Origin of the sequence: Actinocatenispora sera (genome assembly GCF_018324685.1) — a bacterium.
GTDB lineage: Bacteria > Actinomycetota > Actinomycetes > Mycobacteriales > Micromonosporaceae > Actinocatenispora > Actinocatenispora sera.
The window spans coordinates 5,795,314-5,809,126 of the sequence record NZ_AP023354.1; the positions used below are offsets into that span (position 1 = coordinate 5,795,314).

At 75.0% G+C, this 13,813-nt stretch carries 13 protein-coding genes and 1 pseudogene; 7 read left to right on the forward strand and 7 right to left on the reverse strand.

All coding sequences use genetic code 11. The features are described 5' to 3' along the window. Positions 1 to 54 precede the first annotated feature (54 nt). Positions 55 to 867, forward strand: a complete 813-nt coding sequence (locus Asera_RS33330) for an NAD-dependent epimerase/dehydratase family protein (protein WP_030444342.1) — start codon at positions 55 to 57, stop codon at positions 865 to 867. 35 nt (positions 868 to 902) lie between these two features. Here Asera_RS33330 and Asera_RS33335 read toward each other — a convergent pair. After that, positions 903 to 2,087, reverse strand: a pseudogene (locus tag Asera_RS33335) (LysR family transcriptional regulator); the annotation flags it as partial. Between the two features lie 83 nt (positions 2,088 to 2,170). On the opposite strand from Asera_RS33335, the gene Asera_RS27240 reads away from it, so the two are divergent. Next, positions 2,171 to 3,115: a threonine ammonia-lyase gene (locus tag Asera_RS27240; protein WP_030444340.1), complete on the forward strand. Its 945-nt coding sequence runs from the start codon at positions 2,171 to 2,173 to the stop codon at positions 3,113 to 3,115. A gap of 51 nt (positions 3,116 to 3,166) precedes the next feature. Here the strand turns inward: Asera_RS27240 and Asera_RS27245 are convergent, their stop codons facing one another. Next, the gene (locus Asera_RS27245; protein WP_030444339.1) at positions 3,167 to 4,882 is read right to left on the reverse strand and encodes a glycoside hydrolase family 3 protein; all 1,716 of its coding nucleotides are present in this window, start codon (positions 4,880 to 4,882) and stop codon (positions 3,167 to 3,169) included. Between the two features lie 233 nt (positions 4,883 to 5,115). Continuing rightward, complete coding sequence (locus tag Asera_RS27250; RefSeq protein ID WP_030444338.1) at positions 5,116 to 5,607, reverse strand: DUF3145 domain-containing protein; 492 nt, start codon at positions 5,605 to 5,607, stop codon at positions 5,116 to 5,118. A gap of 395 nt (positions 5,608 to 6,002) precedes the next feature. Between Asera_RS27250 and Asera_RS27255 the strand changes: the two genes are divergently transcribed. Next, entirely contained in the window at positions 6,003 to 6,326 is a 324-nt protein-coding gene (locus Asera_RS27255) for a hypothetical protein (RefSeq protein WP_030444337.1), read from the forward strand. 230 nt (positions 6,327 to 6,556) lie between these two features. After that, complete coding sequence (locus tag Asera_RS27260; RefSeq protein WP_244844044.1) at positions 6,557 to 7,111, forward strand: hypothetical protein; 555 nt, start codon at positions 6,557 to 6,559, stop codon at positions 7,109 to 7,111. A 130-nt stretch (positions 7,112 to 7,241) separates the two neighbouring features. Here Asera_RS27260 and Asera_RS27265 read toward each other — a convergent pair whose 3' ends face one another. From Asera_RS27265 to Asera_RS27275, 3 genes are all read right to left on the reverse strand, one after another. After that, entirely contained in the window at positions 7,242 to 7,745 is a 504-nt protein-coding gene (locus tag Asera_RS27265) for a hypothetical protein (protein ID WP_030444335.1), read from the reverse strand. 182 nt (positions 7,746 to 7,927) lie between these two features. Beyond that, positions 7,928 to 8,584, reverse strand: coding sequence for a response regulator (locus tag Asera_RS27270; RefSeq protein ID WP_030444334.1), 657 nt, complete (start codon positions 8,582 to 8,584; stop codon positions 7,928 to 7,930). Then, positions 8,581 to 9,786, reverse strand: a complete 1,206-nt coding sequence (locus Asera_RS27275) for a sensor histidine kinase (RefSeq protein ID WP_030444333.1) — start codon at positions 9,784 to 9,786, stop codon at positions 8,581 to 8,583. The genes Asera_RS27270 and Asera_RS27275 overlap by 4 nt, the downstream gene beginning before the upstream one ends. Before the next feature lie 121 nt (positions 9,787 to 9,907). Here Asera_RS27275 and Asera_RS27280 point away from each other — a divergent pair, with 121 nt between their 5' ends. From Asera_RS27280 to Asera_RS27290, 3 genes are all read left to right on the forward strand, one after another. Next, positions 9,908 to 10,531, forward strand: a complete 624-nt coding sequence (locus Asera_RS27280; RefSeq protein ID WP_244844047.1) for a hypothetical protein — start codon at positions 9,908 to 9,910, stop codon at positions 10,529 to 10,531. Between the two features lie 210 nt (positions 10,532 to 10,741). Then, positions 10,742 to 11,008, forward strand: coding sequence for a hypothetical protein (locus Asera_RS27285; protein WP_051801633.1), 267 nt, complete (start codon positions 10,742 to 10,744; stop codon positions 11,006 to 11,008). Positions 11,009 to 11,190: 182 nt separating this feature from the next. Next, the gene (locus Asera_RS27290) at positions 11,191 to 12,345 is read left to right on the forward strand and encodes a CDP-alcohol phosphatidyltransferase family protein (RefSeq protein ID WP_030444330.1); all 1,155 of its coding nucleotides are present in this window, start codon (positions 11,191 to 11,193) and stop codon (positions 12,343 to 12,345) included. Positions 12,346 to 12,497: 152 nt separating this feature from the next. Here the strand turns inward: Asera_RS27290 and Asera_RS27295 are convergent, their stop codons facing one another. Continuing rightward, on the reverse strand, positions 12,498 to 13,751 hold the full coding sequence (locus Asera_RS27295) for a phosphodiester glycosidase family protein (protein WP_051801530.1): 1,254 nt from the start codon (positions 13,749 to 13,751) through the stop codon (positions 12,498 to 12,500). Positions 13,752 to 13,813: the final 62 nt, after the last annotated feature.

A 13,813-nucleotide genomic window follows, 5' to 3' on the forward strand; every position in this document is an offset into this window, starting at 1 on the left:
ATCCGGCACGAGTCCGCAGAACCCTTGTCCCGCAACCGAAAGGATGCATCTCTCGTGACCGAGACGGTACTTGTCACCGGCGCCGCCGGTACCATCGGCCGGCTGATGCGGCCCCGGCTGGCCCGGCCCGGCCGGGTGCTGCGGCTGCTGGACCGGGTCGAGCAGCCGCCCGCCGGCCCGGACGAGCAGGTCGAGCTCGTCACCGCCTCGGTGACCGATCCGGCCGCGATGACCGCGGCGTGCCGCGGCGTCGCGGCGGTGATCCATCTCGGTGGGATCAGCCGGGAGGCGCCGTGGGAGCAGATCCTCGCGGTCAACATCGACGGGACCCGGACCGTCCTGGAGGCCGCCCGGCTCGCCGGCGTACGGCGGGTGATCCTCGCGTCCAGCAACCACGCGGTCGGGATGCGAGCGGTCGCCGAGGCCGGCGCGGCCGGCGTTCCGGGCGACGCGACGCCGCGGCCGGACACGTACTACGGCGTGAGCAAGGCCGCGATGGAGGCGCTGGGCAGCCTGTACCACGACCGGTTCGGGCTGGACGTGGTGTGCATCCGGATCGGCTCCTGCTTTCCGGAACCGCCGGGCGTCCGCGGCCTCGCGACCTGGCTGTCGCCGGACGACGGGGCCCGGCTGTTCGAGGCGTGCCTGAGCGCACCGAGCCCGGGGTTCCGGGTGGTGTGGGGCGCCTCGGCGAACACCCGCGGGCACTACTCGCTGGCCGAGGCGCGGGCGCTCGGCTACTCCCCGCGCGACGACGCGGAACGCTTCGCCGAGAAGATCCTCGCCGAGTCGTCCCCGGCGCCCGGCGACGAGCTGCTCGGCGGCGGCTTCACCACCACCCCGGTCGGCGAGCCCAACCCGCTCTGACCATCCACAGTGGACAGTTCGGCGGCGGCGGCCAGCGCCGCGAGCAGCGCGGTGACCGCCGGCGGGTCCGGCGGCGCCCCGTAGCTGACCGCCCACACGGTACGCAGCCAGCCCGGCACCGCGACCGCCGACACCGCCGGGTGCCGGTGCGCGGCGAGCGCCAGTCCGGGCAGCGTCGCCACCCCGACGCCCGCCGCGACCAGCCGCTGCACCGCGACGTAGTCGTCGGTGGTGAACGCGATGTCGGGGACGAACCCGGCCACGCCGCACCGGCGCAGCAGGTCGGCGCGACACCGCTCGCAACCGGCGATCCACCGCGCGTTCCGGTAGTCCGTGAGCTGCGTCCCGCCGACTTCCGCCGTGATCAGCCACATCGGCTCGACCAACAGCTCGGTACTGCGCAGGTCCGCGCCACGCAGGTCCCCGTCACCCGGCCCGGCGCGCCCGGCCCGGGACGAACCCGCGGTACCGGCGCCGGCGGTACCACCGGTACGGTGCCGGCGCGGACCGTCGGCCGCGGCGTGCCGCTCGCCGCCCACACCGGAGTCGCCGGGCTCGGCTGGCTCAGCGGGGTAGCTGGGCTCCGCGGACTCAGCGGCGTGGCCGGAGTTGGCGGGGTCGGCGGGGTCGGCGGGCTCGGCAGGGGCCGTGGGATCGGTGGGCTCGGCAGGCACGGCGGGGGCCGCAGAGCCGGCGGGGCCGGCGGGGGCCGCAGAGCCGGCGGGGCCGGCGGGGGCCGCAGAGCCGGCGGGGGCCGCCGGGTCGGCGGGGTAGCCGAAGACGACCGCGACGTCGACCTCGCCGGAGCGCAGCAGCCGCAGCGCCGCCGGCGGCTCGGCCTCGACCAGCGAGACCTCCAGGCCGGGCACGTCGGCCGCGAGCGCGCCGAGCGCGGCCGGCACGAAGGTACCGAGCGCGGACGGGAACGCGGCCAGCCGGACCCGGCCGGCGGCGAGCCCGGTGAGCGCCGCGACCTCGCGTTCGGCGGTGTCGAGCCGGCCCAGGATCTCCTCGGCGCGGGCAGCGAGCAGCCGGCCGGCCTCGGTGAGCCGGATGCCGCGGCCGACCCGCTGGGTCAGTACCGCGCCGGTCTCGGCCTCCAGCCGGGCCAGGTGATGGCTGACCGACGCCTGCGCGTAGTGCAGCGCCTCGGCCGCCGCGGTCACCGACCCGTGGCGTGCCACCGCGGCCAGTACCCGGAGTCGGGGCACGGAGAGCATTGCCGAAATCTATCAACGTCGTCGATGGGTGTGGACGAAAGCTGACATTGGACCGATCGGTGCGTCGTGGCGAGACTGGCGGCATGGATCTCAACGACGTACTGCGAGCCGGCCGGGCGATCGCCGGGCTGCTGCCGCCGACCCCGGCCTGGTCGTACCCGCTGCTGGACGAGGTGACCGGGGCGCGGGTGGTGGTCAAGCACGAGCAGGTCCAGCCGACCGGCGCGTTCAAGGTACGCGGTGGTCTGGCGCTGCTCGCCGGGATGTCGGTCGCCGACCGGGCCCGCGGTGTCGTCACCTACTCGACCGGCAACCACGCCCAGTCGATCGCGTACGCCTGCCGGCGGTTCGGCGCGCCGTGCCGGATCGTGATGCCCGCCGACCCCAACCCGACCAAGCTCGCCGCGGTCGAGGCGCTCGGTGCGCGGGCCGACTGCCACGGCGCGGACCTGACCGCGGCGCAACGGTACGCGGCGGCCACCGCGGACGGTATGCGGCTGGTCGGGCCGGCCCACGAGGAGGATCTGATCGCCGGCGTCGGCACCGCCTACACCGAGCTGTTCACCGCGCACCCCGAGCTCGACGCGCTGCTGGTACCGGTCGGCGGCGGCTCCGGCGCCGCCGCGGCCGGCGTGGTCGCCGCGGCCCTGGCGCCGCACTGCGCGGTGATCGGCGTGCAGTCGGAGGCCTCCCCCGCCGCGCACGACTCGTGGCGCGCCGGCGAGCCGGTCGAGGCGCCGAACCGTACCGCCGCGGAGGGGTTGGCCACCGGCAGCGGGTTCCCCCTGACCCAGCGGCTGCTGCGCGCCCACCTGCGCGACTTCGTCCTGGTCAGCGACGAGCAGCTGCGCGCCGCCCAGCACGTGCTGCTGACCCGGGCGCACACGCTCGCGGAGGCGGCCGGCGCCGCCGGCCTCGCCGCGCTGCTGGCCGACCCGGACCGGTACGCAGGTCGCCGGGTCGGCATCGTCGTCACCGGCGGCAACGCCAGCCCGGCCGAACTGTCCGCCGTCCTCGCCCGTCCGTGAGGCCTCGCGGCGCAGCCTGACCCCGACCGGGCGACGCGTCCACCGGGCGGGTCAGCAGGCGGAGCGGGGCAGGCCGGGCACGTCGACCGGGGAGCGGCCGGGCGCGGCCGCCTTCCCGGCGAGGACGTCGGCGACGGCCCCCATCGACTCCTTCGTGGCACCGAAACTGGCCAGCACGGTCGGCGAGTGCACCTTCGCGGCCAGGTACGGCTCGTCCATCGCCACTGTCACCGCGGCGTCCGGCGCCAGGTCGGCGGTGGTGTCGCCGTACCCGGTCAGGGCGACCTGGGTGCCGCCGGAGTCGCCGACCGACACCCCGTCGGCGCGCAGCGCGGCGGCGAGCCAGGCCCGCTTCTGCTCGGTACCGCCGGTCAGCCGCACCGTGCCGGACACCAGCGGGCCCGAGCAGCGGCCCCGCAGTACGGTCATCGCCGCGGCGGCCACCTGCTGCGCCACCTTCTCGTGCCCGGCGCTGTGCACCGTGGACGCCGCCGGCTGGCCGAACCTCGCCAGCCGCGCCCGCAGCGTCAGTACCCGCCGGGCCGCCTCGACCAGCCGGGAGCGCGGCAGCTGACCGGACTTGAGCGCGGCCAGCAGCCCGTGCTGGGCGGCGGTCAGGTTCGGCGGCTCCAGCAGCAGGTCGTTGCCGGCGAGCAGGGCGTGCACCGCGGCCTGCCCACCGTCGTACCGGTCGGTGATCGGCGCCATGTTGAGCGCATCCGAGACCACCACCCCGTCGTAGTGCAGCTGGCCGCGCAGCACGTCGTGCAGGAGCTTGTGGGACAGCGTGGCGGGCACCCCGGGGTCGATCGACTGCACGTCCAGGTGTCCGGCCATGATCAGCCAGCTGCCGGCCCGGATCGCCGCCTCGAACGGGGGCAGATCCTGCGCGTCGAGCTGCGCCCGGCTCTGCGTCAGCACCGGCATCGCCCGGTGGCTGTCGGTACTGGTGTGGCCGTGGCCCGGGAAGTGCTTGGGGCTGGCCGCGACCCCGGCGCTCTGCAGCCCACCGACCGCGGCGGACACCTGGCCGGCGACGGCGGTCGGGTCCGAGCCGAACGAGCGCGACCCGATCACCGTGTTGCCCGGCCCGCCGAGCACGTCGGCGTCCGGCGCGAAGTCGACGTTGACGCCGAGCGCGGCGAGCTCGGACCCGGCCATCGCCCAGGCCGTACGGGTCAGCTTCGCGTCGTGCGCCGCGCCGACGCCCAACCCGGTCGGCAGAGGGCTGATCCCGGTACCGATCCGCAGCACCGTACCGAACTCCTGGTCGGTACCGATCAGCATCGGCAGCCCGGCGGTGCGGCCCGCCTGCTGCAGCCCGCCGGTCAGCCGCCGCACCTGCCCCGGGGTGGCGATGTTGCTGGTCGGATTGGTCTGCGCGGTCGGGTCGCCGGCGCCGCCGCCCTCGTTGACGAGCATCAACCCGCCCAGGTGGTACCTGCGGACGAGCTGCGCCGGGGTGTCGGCGCCGGCGATGCTCCGGTTGTGCGCGGCGGACTGCTTGGACACCGAGTCGGCCCGGTAGCCGTACGCCACCGGCATCAGCACCTGGCCGACCAGCTCGGCGTCCGACAGGTGCCGGACCAGGTACGCGGCCTGCTCGGCCGGATCGCCGGACGGGGTCGGGGTCGGCGCGGTGGACCGGCCGGGGTGGTCGCCGCCACCGGAACCGCCGTCGGAGCCGCAGCCGGCGGCGCACAGCAGGCCGGCCAGCACGGCGGCGGCCACGGACAACGACCGGGAGGTACGGGAGGGACGGGTCACGGCGGTTAGCACACCAGCCGGACGATCGCGGGATCCCACCGGGGTCGCCGCACCCGATCCGACCTCGGTGGAGACCCCGGCGCGGCGACCGGGCTCGGCCCGGCCCGGCCCGCACCCCGGATCCCCGCGGATCGGATCCGCGGCGGCGGCACCCGGGCGTTGCGGCACGCACGGCGGCCAGACAGCACGGTACGGCCGGCCCACGGCGGGGACCGGCCGTACCGCGAGGTGCCTCAGCCGACCTGGGTCAGCCAGGTGACCGGCGCGCCGTCGCCGGCGTGCCGGTACGGCTCCAGCTCGGTGTCCCAGGATGCACCGAGCAGCCGCTCCAGCCCGTGCGCGAGCGCCTCGGGGCCGGCCGCGGTGGCCAGCAGCGAGCGCAGCCTGTCCTCCGGCACCACGATGTCGCCGTTGGCACTGACCGAGGCGCGGAAGATGCCGCGACCCGGCGCGTACATGATGCGTTCGCCGTCGACGCCGGGGCTCGGCTCCTCGGTCACCTCGAACCGCAGCATCGCCCACTGCCGGAGGGCAGCGGCAAGCTCCGACCCGGTCCCGGCCCGACCGGACCACGAGCACTCCGCCCGCACGGTGGTCGGATCGGCGGGCTGCTGGGTCCACTCCAGTCGAACCGGCGTGCCCAGCACACGCGCGATGGCCCACTCGACGTGCGGGCACACGGCAGGCGGGCTCGAATGGACGTACACGACGCCTCTAGTCGGCACGATCGACCTCCCGGTTGACGAGGTGCGCCTTCCCCCGCGTCCTCGCTCTGCCAGGTGGTCGGAAACATGATGACTTGTGGCACTGGCGTTGCGCCAGCGTTCTGCGGATTTTGATGATGTGGTTGTCTGCCGGCGGGTGGAAACGCTAGCGGAGTCGGGTTCGGCGGGCGGGCCGAATGGTAGCCGGAGTGGTCAAGATGACCCGGCGGTGCCCCATCCCGACCGAGCCGGTGCCGTACCGCATCGGATACGCTGGGATGTGGACGGGGTCGCGCGCCGACGCTGTCCCCATCAGGTTGAGTGTTCAGCCCCCCGGCTCGGCGCTCAGCGACCCGACAGCATCGCCCGGCGGTGATCCGCCGCGTGGCGATCGAGGAGTGCAAGGAGTTCCACGCGTGGCCCAGTCAAAGACCGCACGCGCCTCGGTTCGCGCCGGCCAGGCGTCCGGTGGCGCCCTCAGCGTGCTCGGCGAGTACAAGTACCTGATCCCGCTCAACGGCGGCAAGAACGTCTACGTGCGCAACCTGCTGAACGGCAAGACCACCCGGCTGCGCACCGACTCGGACAAGTTCGTCGACGAGGTCAAGTCGCTGGCCGAGGGCGGGCACGGCACCAAGATCAAGGCCGAGCTCGAGGGCCTGCAGGTCGCCTTCCCCGACCACGGTTGGGACGTGACCACCAAGCGGCTGGTCGACGCCGGCGTCTTCGGTGAAGCCTGATCCACCCGGTCCGCGCCCGACCCGGTCGGCGCTGACGTCGCAAGCCACGATGCCCCGGTGCCCGCACCGGGGCATCGTGGCGTCCGGCCGCGGCGGCACCGTTCGGGTGACCCGCCGGTACCGGAGCGGGTCGCCCCGTGCGGTGCCCGGCGACCGGGCTGCGACGTTCGACGTGAGACGGGCCGACTCGGGCGGTTCCGCCGGTGCGTGCAGTGACTACTGTGATCCGGGTGGACACACCCCTTCCCGAATTCGTCAACTGGCCGACGTTCCCGTTCAGCGGTTCACTCACGGTGCGTCCGCTGGAACCGCCGGCCCTGCCCGAGCCGCCGCGGGACGGCGAGGAGATCGCCAACTGCCGGGCCTGCCAGGCCCACGACGATGCGTACATCTGGGTCGACGAGCGCTGGCGGGTCAAGGCCACCGACCAGCCGCCCGGCCTGCCTCTGGTGCTCTACCTGGAACCGCGCATGCACCTCGACCTGGGCGACCTGCCCAACCTGGAGGCCGCCGAGCTCGGCCTGCTGACGGTACGCATCGAGCGGGCGATGCGCTCGCTGCCGGGCGTGGCCCGGGTGCACGTCAACCGGTGGGGCGACGGCGCCGCACACCTGCACTTCTGCTTCCTGGCCCGGCCGGCCGGTGCGCTGCAGCTGCGCGGCTCGTTCCTGTCGATGTGGGACGACATCCTGCCGCCCATCAGCACGCACGACTGGCGGGAGAACCAGTCGTTCGTGGCGGCCTGGCTGGCCGACCAGGGCGGCACCTCGATGCTCGCCTCCTGACCGCCGGGCCGCCCGCGGCACCGGCGAAGGCACTGCCGGCGGGCCGCATCCGAACACGACGGAGGCGCACCGCGTACCGCGGTGCGCCTCCGGACGGACAGGGGCGCGAGTGCCCGGTGTCGCGGTCGGCTCAGGCGCCGGTCGCGAACGGGTTGGTCGCCCCGTCGGTGGTGTAGTGCACGGTGTCGAACGTGCCGTCGTGGTCGGTGTCGGTCGCCACCGCGTCGACGTGCCCGTCGTGGTCGGTGTCCGCGGCCACCTCGTCGATCTTGCCGTCGTAATTGCTGTCCACGCCGACCTCGTCGACCCGGCCGTCGTAGTTGCTGTCGACCGCCATCTCGTCCGGCGAGCCGTCGCCGTTGGTGTCCACGCTCCAGGTGTCGGCCCGGCCGTCGGCGTTGGTGTCCATCTCGCCGTGGTCGGGCGAGCCGTCACCGTTGGCGTCCCAGTCGACCTGGTCGACCTTGCCGTCGCCGTCGGAGTCGTACTCCCAGGTGTCCGTGCGGCCGTCGCCGTTGGAGTCGAGATCCACCTGGTCGGCGTAACCGTCGTGGTTGGCGTCGATGACGTCGGCGCTGGAACCATCGGTGTACTCGACCTGGATGTCGTCGTGGCCGGTGTCGAAGTCGCTCATCGGGGATCCCCCAGGTTGTCCTATGCGGCGCCCTCGTGCACCGCGTTGGACGTAACCCTAGGTGAGCCGCACAACCACCGGATCACCGATTCGTGCCAGCACCCGTACCGGTCGTTCCGGTGCCGGAGCGCCGGCTCGGTCGGCGCCGGATCACCGGCGCGCTCCGGTGTCGGCCCGCCGGCTCAGCCCGGTGCCGGCCCGTCGGCCAGGCCGAGTTCGCGGGCGAGCACGGCGGCCTGGGCCCGGTTACGCAGCGACAGCTTCGCCAGTACCCGGTGTACGTGCGTCTTCGCGGTGGGCTCGGCGATGCCCAGCGCGGCGGCGAGCTCGGCGTTGGACGCGCCGCGGCCGAGCTGCACCAGTACCTGCCGCTCGCGCGGGGTCAGCTCGGCGAGTTCCGGTGGCGCGGCCGGCGCCGCCGGCCGGGCGGCGAATGCGGCGATCAGCCGCCGGGTCACGCCCGGCGCGACCATCCCGTCGCCGGCGGCCACCACCCGTACCGCGTCCACCAACTGCTGCGGGTCGGCGTCCTTGAGCAGGTAGCCGGCGGCACCGGCGCGCAGCGCGCCGAACACCAGCCGGTCGGTGTCGAACGTGGTCAGCACCAGGACCTCGGTGAGCGCTTCGGCGCTCAGTACCCGGGTGGCCTCGATGCCGTCGACGCCGGGCATCCGGATGTCCATCACCGTCACGTCCGGGCGCAGCTCGCGGGCGAGCGCGATCGCCTCGGCGCCGTCGCCGGCGGCTCCCACGACGGTCAGGTCGGCCTCGGCCGCCAGGATCATCGACAGGCCGGCGCGCACGGTCGGCTGGTCCTCGGCGATCAGGACCCGGATCACGACGCGGCCTCCGGCGCGCGCAGCGGCAGGCTGGCCCGTACCGCCCAGCGGGTGCCGTCCGGGCCGGCGGTCAGGGTGCCGCCGAGCAGGGTCGCCCGCTCGCGCATGCCGATCAGGCCGGCCCCGGAGCCGGGTACCGCCGGGTCCGGGTCGGCGCCGGCCAGCGGACTTTCCACCTGGACGGTGACGGCGGCGGCGGTGCGGCCCAGGCGTACCTCGACGGGACCGGGGCCGGCGTGCTTGAGCGCGTTGGTGAGCGCCTCCTGCACGATCCGGTAGCCGGCCAGATCGACCGCGGTGGGCAGGGCGGTGCGGTCCGCCTCGGTGAGCTGGTCGTGCAGGGTGACGGCGAGGCCGGCGGCGTCGACCAGCTGCGCGACGCCGGCGAGGCCCGGCCGGGTGACCGACGGCTCGTCGGCGCCGGACTCGCGCAGCAGTCCGATCATCGCGCGCATCTCGGTCAGCCCCTGCACGCTGTTGTCCCGGGCCAGCTGTACCGCCTCGCGCAGCGCCGGCGCCGAGTCGCCGGCGACCCGCAGCGCGGCGGCCGAGCCGACCGCGATGGCGGTGAGGTGGCCGGCGATCACGTCGTGCAGTTCTCGGGCCATCGCGGCCCGTTCGGCGGCAACCGCGGCGCGGTGGTCCAGTTCGGTCAGCCGGGCCAGCTGGCGGGCATGTTCGCGATGCTCGGCGAGCTGGTCGCGGTGCACGCGCACGACCGCGCCGGTGGTGGCCGGTAGGACGGTCACCAGGGTGGCGGTCATCCCGATCGCGACGCCGGCCTGCAGCGCGAGCCGCCAGCTCTGTCCGTCGGCCCGCAGTACCGCCAGCAGCACCACCAGCGCCGCGAGCGAGACGACCACGGAGCCGCCGAGCAGCCACCGGCCGGCGCCGCGCGGCCCGTAGACGCAGGCCGCGTAGACGAGGTCGAAGAACACCTGCCAGGTACTGATGGAGCCGCCGAGCAGCAGGTCCGCGGTGACCGCGGCGACCCCGACGGCGAGCGCGAGCAGCGGCGCGGTACTGCGGAGCAGGTCCGCGCCGACGATCGCGCAGAACGGGATCAGCAGCAGGGCCAGTCGGGCGTTCGGCTCGTACAGCCCGACCGCGAACAGTACGGCACCGACCGCGGCGCACGCCGCGGCCGAGCCCACGTCGCGCCGCGGCGGCAGGCGCCGCGGCCACCATCCGGTCACCGCCATCACCACATCTCAACATCACCCGGCCGCGGCGCGGGCGGGCCCCGCCGTACATCGTTCGGATCATGCCGGGTTCGGCTGGTGCGACGATGCGGTACCGGTTCGCGGTCGAGACGCTGGTCTGGTGCTGTTCGCGGTGATCGTGGGATGCGAGATCGGGTTCTGGCTGCTCGTCGGCGCCGGACTGGCCTGCCGGTACCTGCTGCGCCGGCGCCGGGCGAGCACCGTGCTGCTGGCCGCGGTACCGGTGCTGGACCTGGTGCTGCTGATCGCCACCGTGGCCGACCTGCTGGCCAGGCACGCGGTGGCGGGGCCGCAGCACGGCCTGGCCGCGGTGTACCTGGGTGGCACGGTGGTGTTCGGCCGCGGCATGGTGCGGTGGGCGGACCGCTGGTTCGCGTACCGGTTCGCCGGTGGGCCGCGGCCACCGAAGCTGCCGAAGTCCGGCCCGGTGCGCGCCCGGTACGAGTGGCGGGAGTGGGGCAAGGCGGTGCTCGCCGGCGCGATCGCCGCCGCGCTGCTCGGGCTGATGGCCCTGGTACTGGGTGATCTGCACCGATCGGCGGCGCTGCTGTCCTGGTTGCCCCGGATCGGACTGGTGCTGGCGATCTGGCTGATCTGGCCGCTGACGACCGTCCCTGGTGCGCTGCGCGGCGCCGGCGTCCCCGCCGCGGAACCGGACGAGAGGGACGGACGGTCGCAGTCCGCCACGAATCCGGAGCGCGGTGACCGGTCCGGATCGCGCTGAGGCACCCAGGCTGTTCCCAGCTCGCCGGCAGGCTCGCTCCATCCAACCGTCGTAGCCTCGGCCGAGAGGGGCACCGAGCCGGAGCCCCGGACGAACGGGGAGGTCGGGATGGGGTTGCGAGCGCGGCTGCGCCGCCTGTTCGCGCCGTCGGACCCGCGCGGCATCCGGTCGGCCGGACAGATCCGCGCCCACCGCGGCGGATACCAGTCGATGCTCGACCGGGAGGCGACCCCGACCGATCTGGACGAGCTGCGCGAGTTCGTCGCGACCCGCACCGGCGTGGAGTTCTACCTGGAGCCGGAGACGACCGCCACCGACACCACGGTCGCCGCGGTCGCCGCCGACGGCGAGTGGATCCGGCGCCGCGTCGGTTCGGCCCGAGTGGCCAGCCGGCTCGCGACCGAGCTGCACATCCCGCTGTACGACGCGGGCGTGCTCGGCTATCCGGCCGCGATGCGCCGCTACAAGCGCAGCTGACCGCGGTCCCGCGGCCATCCGCCGCCGCGCTGCCGCCGGCCCGCCGGGGCCTCGCCGCGGGCAGAATCCACCTCCGCCACCGGGGCCAGGCGGTTCTACGATCGAGAGGTAATCCCACAGATCCGTTGCGGCGTACGCCGTGCCTGCGCCACGGCGTACGCCGGTCGTAGCGGAGGTGCTGGATGACCCCAGGCAACAGCGAACCGGCGCCGGACACGACCCGGTGGTCTGATCCCACCGGCCCGGTGGTGGCGGTTGTCGTCCTGGCGGCGGAGCCGTCGCCGGCACACCGGCCGGTGGAGGCGACCCCGGTCGGCGGGCGACTGCTGCTCGACCGGACGGTACGGATCCTGCACGCGGCCGGCGTGCGCCGGGTGCTGGTGGCCGCCGGCCGGCGCTCCGGTGACCTGGTGGCCGGGCTGGTCACCCGGCACGCGCCCCCGGCCGAGCCGTGCCCACCGCCCGCCGACCTGCCGCCCGGCCGGTACCTGCTGGTCGGTGCGGCCGCGGTGTTCGACGCGGAGACCGTGCGCGATCTGGCCGAGCGGACCGGCGTGCGGTGCACCGACACGACGCTCGCGGTGGTCGACGCCGGTACCGCCCGGGAGGTACTCGCGGCGGACGCCACGGATGCGGCACTGGACGCGGTCGCCGGGCTGGTGTTGCGGCCGGCGGCCGGGTTCGCGACGACGCTCGGCGGCGACCGGGACGTCCGCCGGGTGCACCGCGCGCTGTGGCACCGGTACGGGTCGAAGCCCAGCGACGGGCTCGTCTGCCGGTACCTGAACCGGCCGCTGTCGCGGCCGGTGACGCTGCTGCTGGCCCGTACCGGGGTGTGGCCGGACCTGCTCAGCGGCCTGAGCTTCGCGGTCGCGGTGACCGGCGCCGCGGTGATCGGGTTCGGCGGCCGGTGGTGGACGATGCTGCTCGGCGGCGTGCTGGTCCAGGCCGGCAACGCGCTGGACGGGGTGGACGGCGAGGTGGCCCGGATCGGGCTGCGGACCTCGCGGCGCGGCGCGCTGCTGGACACGATCCTGGACCGCTACGCCGACCTCGCCGTCATCGCGGGGCTGGTGCTCGCGGCCGGCGGGCGGCCGGTCGACTGGGCGTTCGGGTTCGTGGCGGGCGCCGGCAGCCTGCTCGTGTCGTACCTCAACGTGCTGGCGCCGGGTGCGCCGCAGCGGCTGCTGCGCCGCGACGTCCGGCTGCTGCTGTGTGCGGTGGCCGCCGCGGTGTCCGCGCCGCTGGCCGGCCTCGTCGCGCTCGCCGTGCTGGTCAACGCCGACGCCGCCCGGGTGTTCGCCCTGGTGTTGCGGCGCGCGCCGGGCAGCCGCTGACCGCCGCTCCCCCGGGTCGCCACGGATCGTGGGCTTGCCGGCGGGAGACCGTACCGGCCGGGCCCGGAGGGACCCGGCCGGTGGATTCGGTCGTGACCGGCGCACCGGCCGGTGGATCAGCGGGCGACGATGCCCATGAATCAGTCGGTGGATCAGCGGGCGACGATGCCCAGTCCGTTGGCGACCGGGCGCTCCGCCGCGCCGGTGGGCAGCTTGTTCACCAGCGTGACCTCGTCGCTGCCGGGCAGCCGGGCGGCGCAGGTGGTGGAGCCGCCACCGTCGAGGTTCATGCCGTCGGCCGCTCCGAAGCCGGCGAGCAGGTCGGCTTCCTCGGCCAGCGTCAGCCCGCTGCCGGACTCGGCCAGCCCGTCGGTCGTCATCAGGTACAGCGTGCGCCCGTCGGCGCTGATCCCGGCCCCGGTGCGGGTCGCCGCGACCTTGTCGTCGACGCCGGTGATCGTGGCTCCGTCGCGCATGATCGGGGCACCGCCCACCGCGACCCGGAACGGCACCTGCGCGCCGGTCAGCCGGTACGAGACGTGCACCGGCTCACCGACGTGCAGCCCGCGCAGCGTGTCCGCGCCGGCCTCCCGGCCGACCAGGACGGTGCTGCCGGCCGGGATCGCACCCGCACCGGGCGCGTCGGCGACCGCGGTGACCCGGCCGTGCCGGATGGTCACCTCGGCGGTGTCGGTACTGCACGGGTCGCCACGCCTGGTGTCACTGCCGCACACCGCCCGCTCCCGCGAGGTGGCGCCCCAGGCGCTGGTGAACGCGTCGATGCCGCCCTCGGCGACCGCGTACTGGTTGAGCCCGGCCAGCGCGTACCGGTGGCCGGGGGTGACGATGCTGCCGGCCAGGGTGAGGGTGCCAAGGCGGGCCCGGCCGTCGACGCCGACGCCAATCACATCCCGGGTGGAGGTACCCGGCGCCATCGCCGGGCCGAACCGCTGCTTGTCCGGCACCGCCGCCTTGATCGCGCGGCCGCCGTCGACTTCGGGGCCGTCGGAGGAGCCGGTGGCGGCGACGCCCGGGTGCTGCGACTCGTCGATGTTGAAGTAGTCCGCGTTGACGCCGGCGACCGCGTGCGCGTCGGCGGTCATGCCGGACACCGTCTCGCGCTGGGCCACCGCGTCCGGGCGCAGCAGGCGTACCGACACGTGCGGGTCGGCGAGGTCGGCGGTGATCAGCTCGCCGGTGACCGTGCCGTGCGAGGCGGTGGCCTGGAAGGTCGCCAGGGTGACCCCGGACGCGAGCCGCTGGGTACCGGTGAGCTGGACGTCGCCGACCGCGGCGGCCGGGGTGACTGCCGCGGGTGCCGCGACCGCGGACGCCGGTACGGCGAGCGCGAGCCCGGCCGCGGCGAGCCCGGCCGCGAGCCATCGGTGGGACCGGATGCGGGGCATGGAAGTCTCCGTCCTTGTCGATGAAGAGACTGTCGGGGGACCTTCGATCGAGCGGGCCGATC

What these genes read in the sequence shown, in the direction of transcription:
- Asera_RS27290 (WP_030444330.1), top strand. Translation starts at nt 11,191, where the DNA reads ATGACCCCAGGCAACAGCGAACCGGCGCCGGACACGACCCGGTGGTCT.
- Asera_RS27265 (WP_030444335.1), bottom strand. Translation starts at nt 7,745, where the DNA reads ATGAGCGACTTCGACACCGGCCACGACGACATCCAGGTCGAGTACACC.
- Asera_RS27295 (WP_051801530.1), bottom strand. Translation starts at nt 13,751, where the DNA reads ATGCCCCGCATCCGGTCCCACCGATGGCTCGCGGCCGGGCTCGCCGCG.
- Asera_RS27285 (WP_051801633.1), top strand. Translation starts at nt 10,742, where the DNA reads ATGCTCGACCGGGAGGCGACCCCGACCGATCTGGACGAGCTGCGCGAG.
- Asera_RS27275 (WP_030444333.1), bottom strand. Translation starts at nt 9,786, where the DNA reads ATGGCGGTGACCGGATGGTGGCCGCGGCGCCTGCCGCCGCGGCGCGAC.
- Asera_RS27240 (WP_030444340.1), top strand. Translation starts at nt 2,171, where the DNA reads ATGGATCTCAACGACGTACTGCGAGCCGGCCGGGCGATCGCCGGGCTG.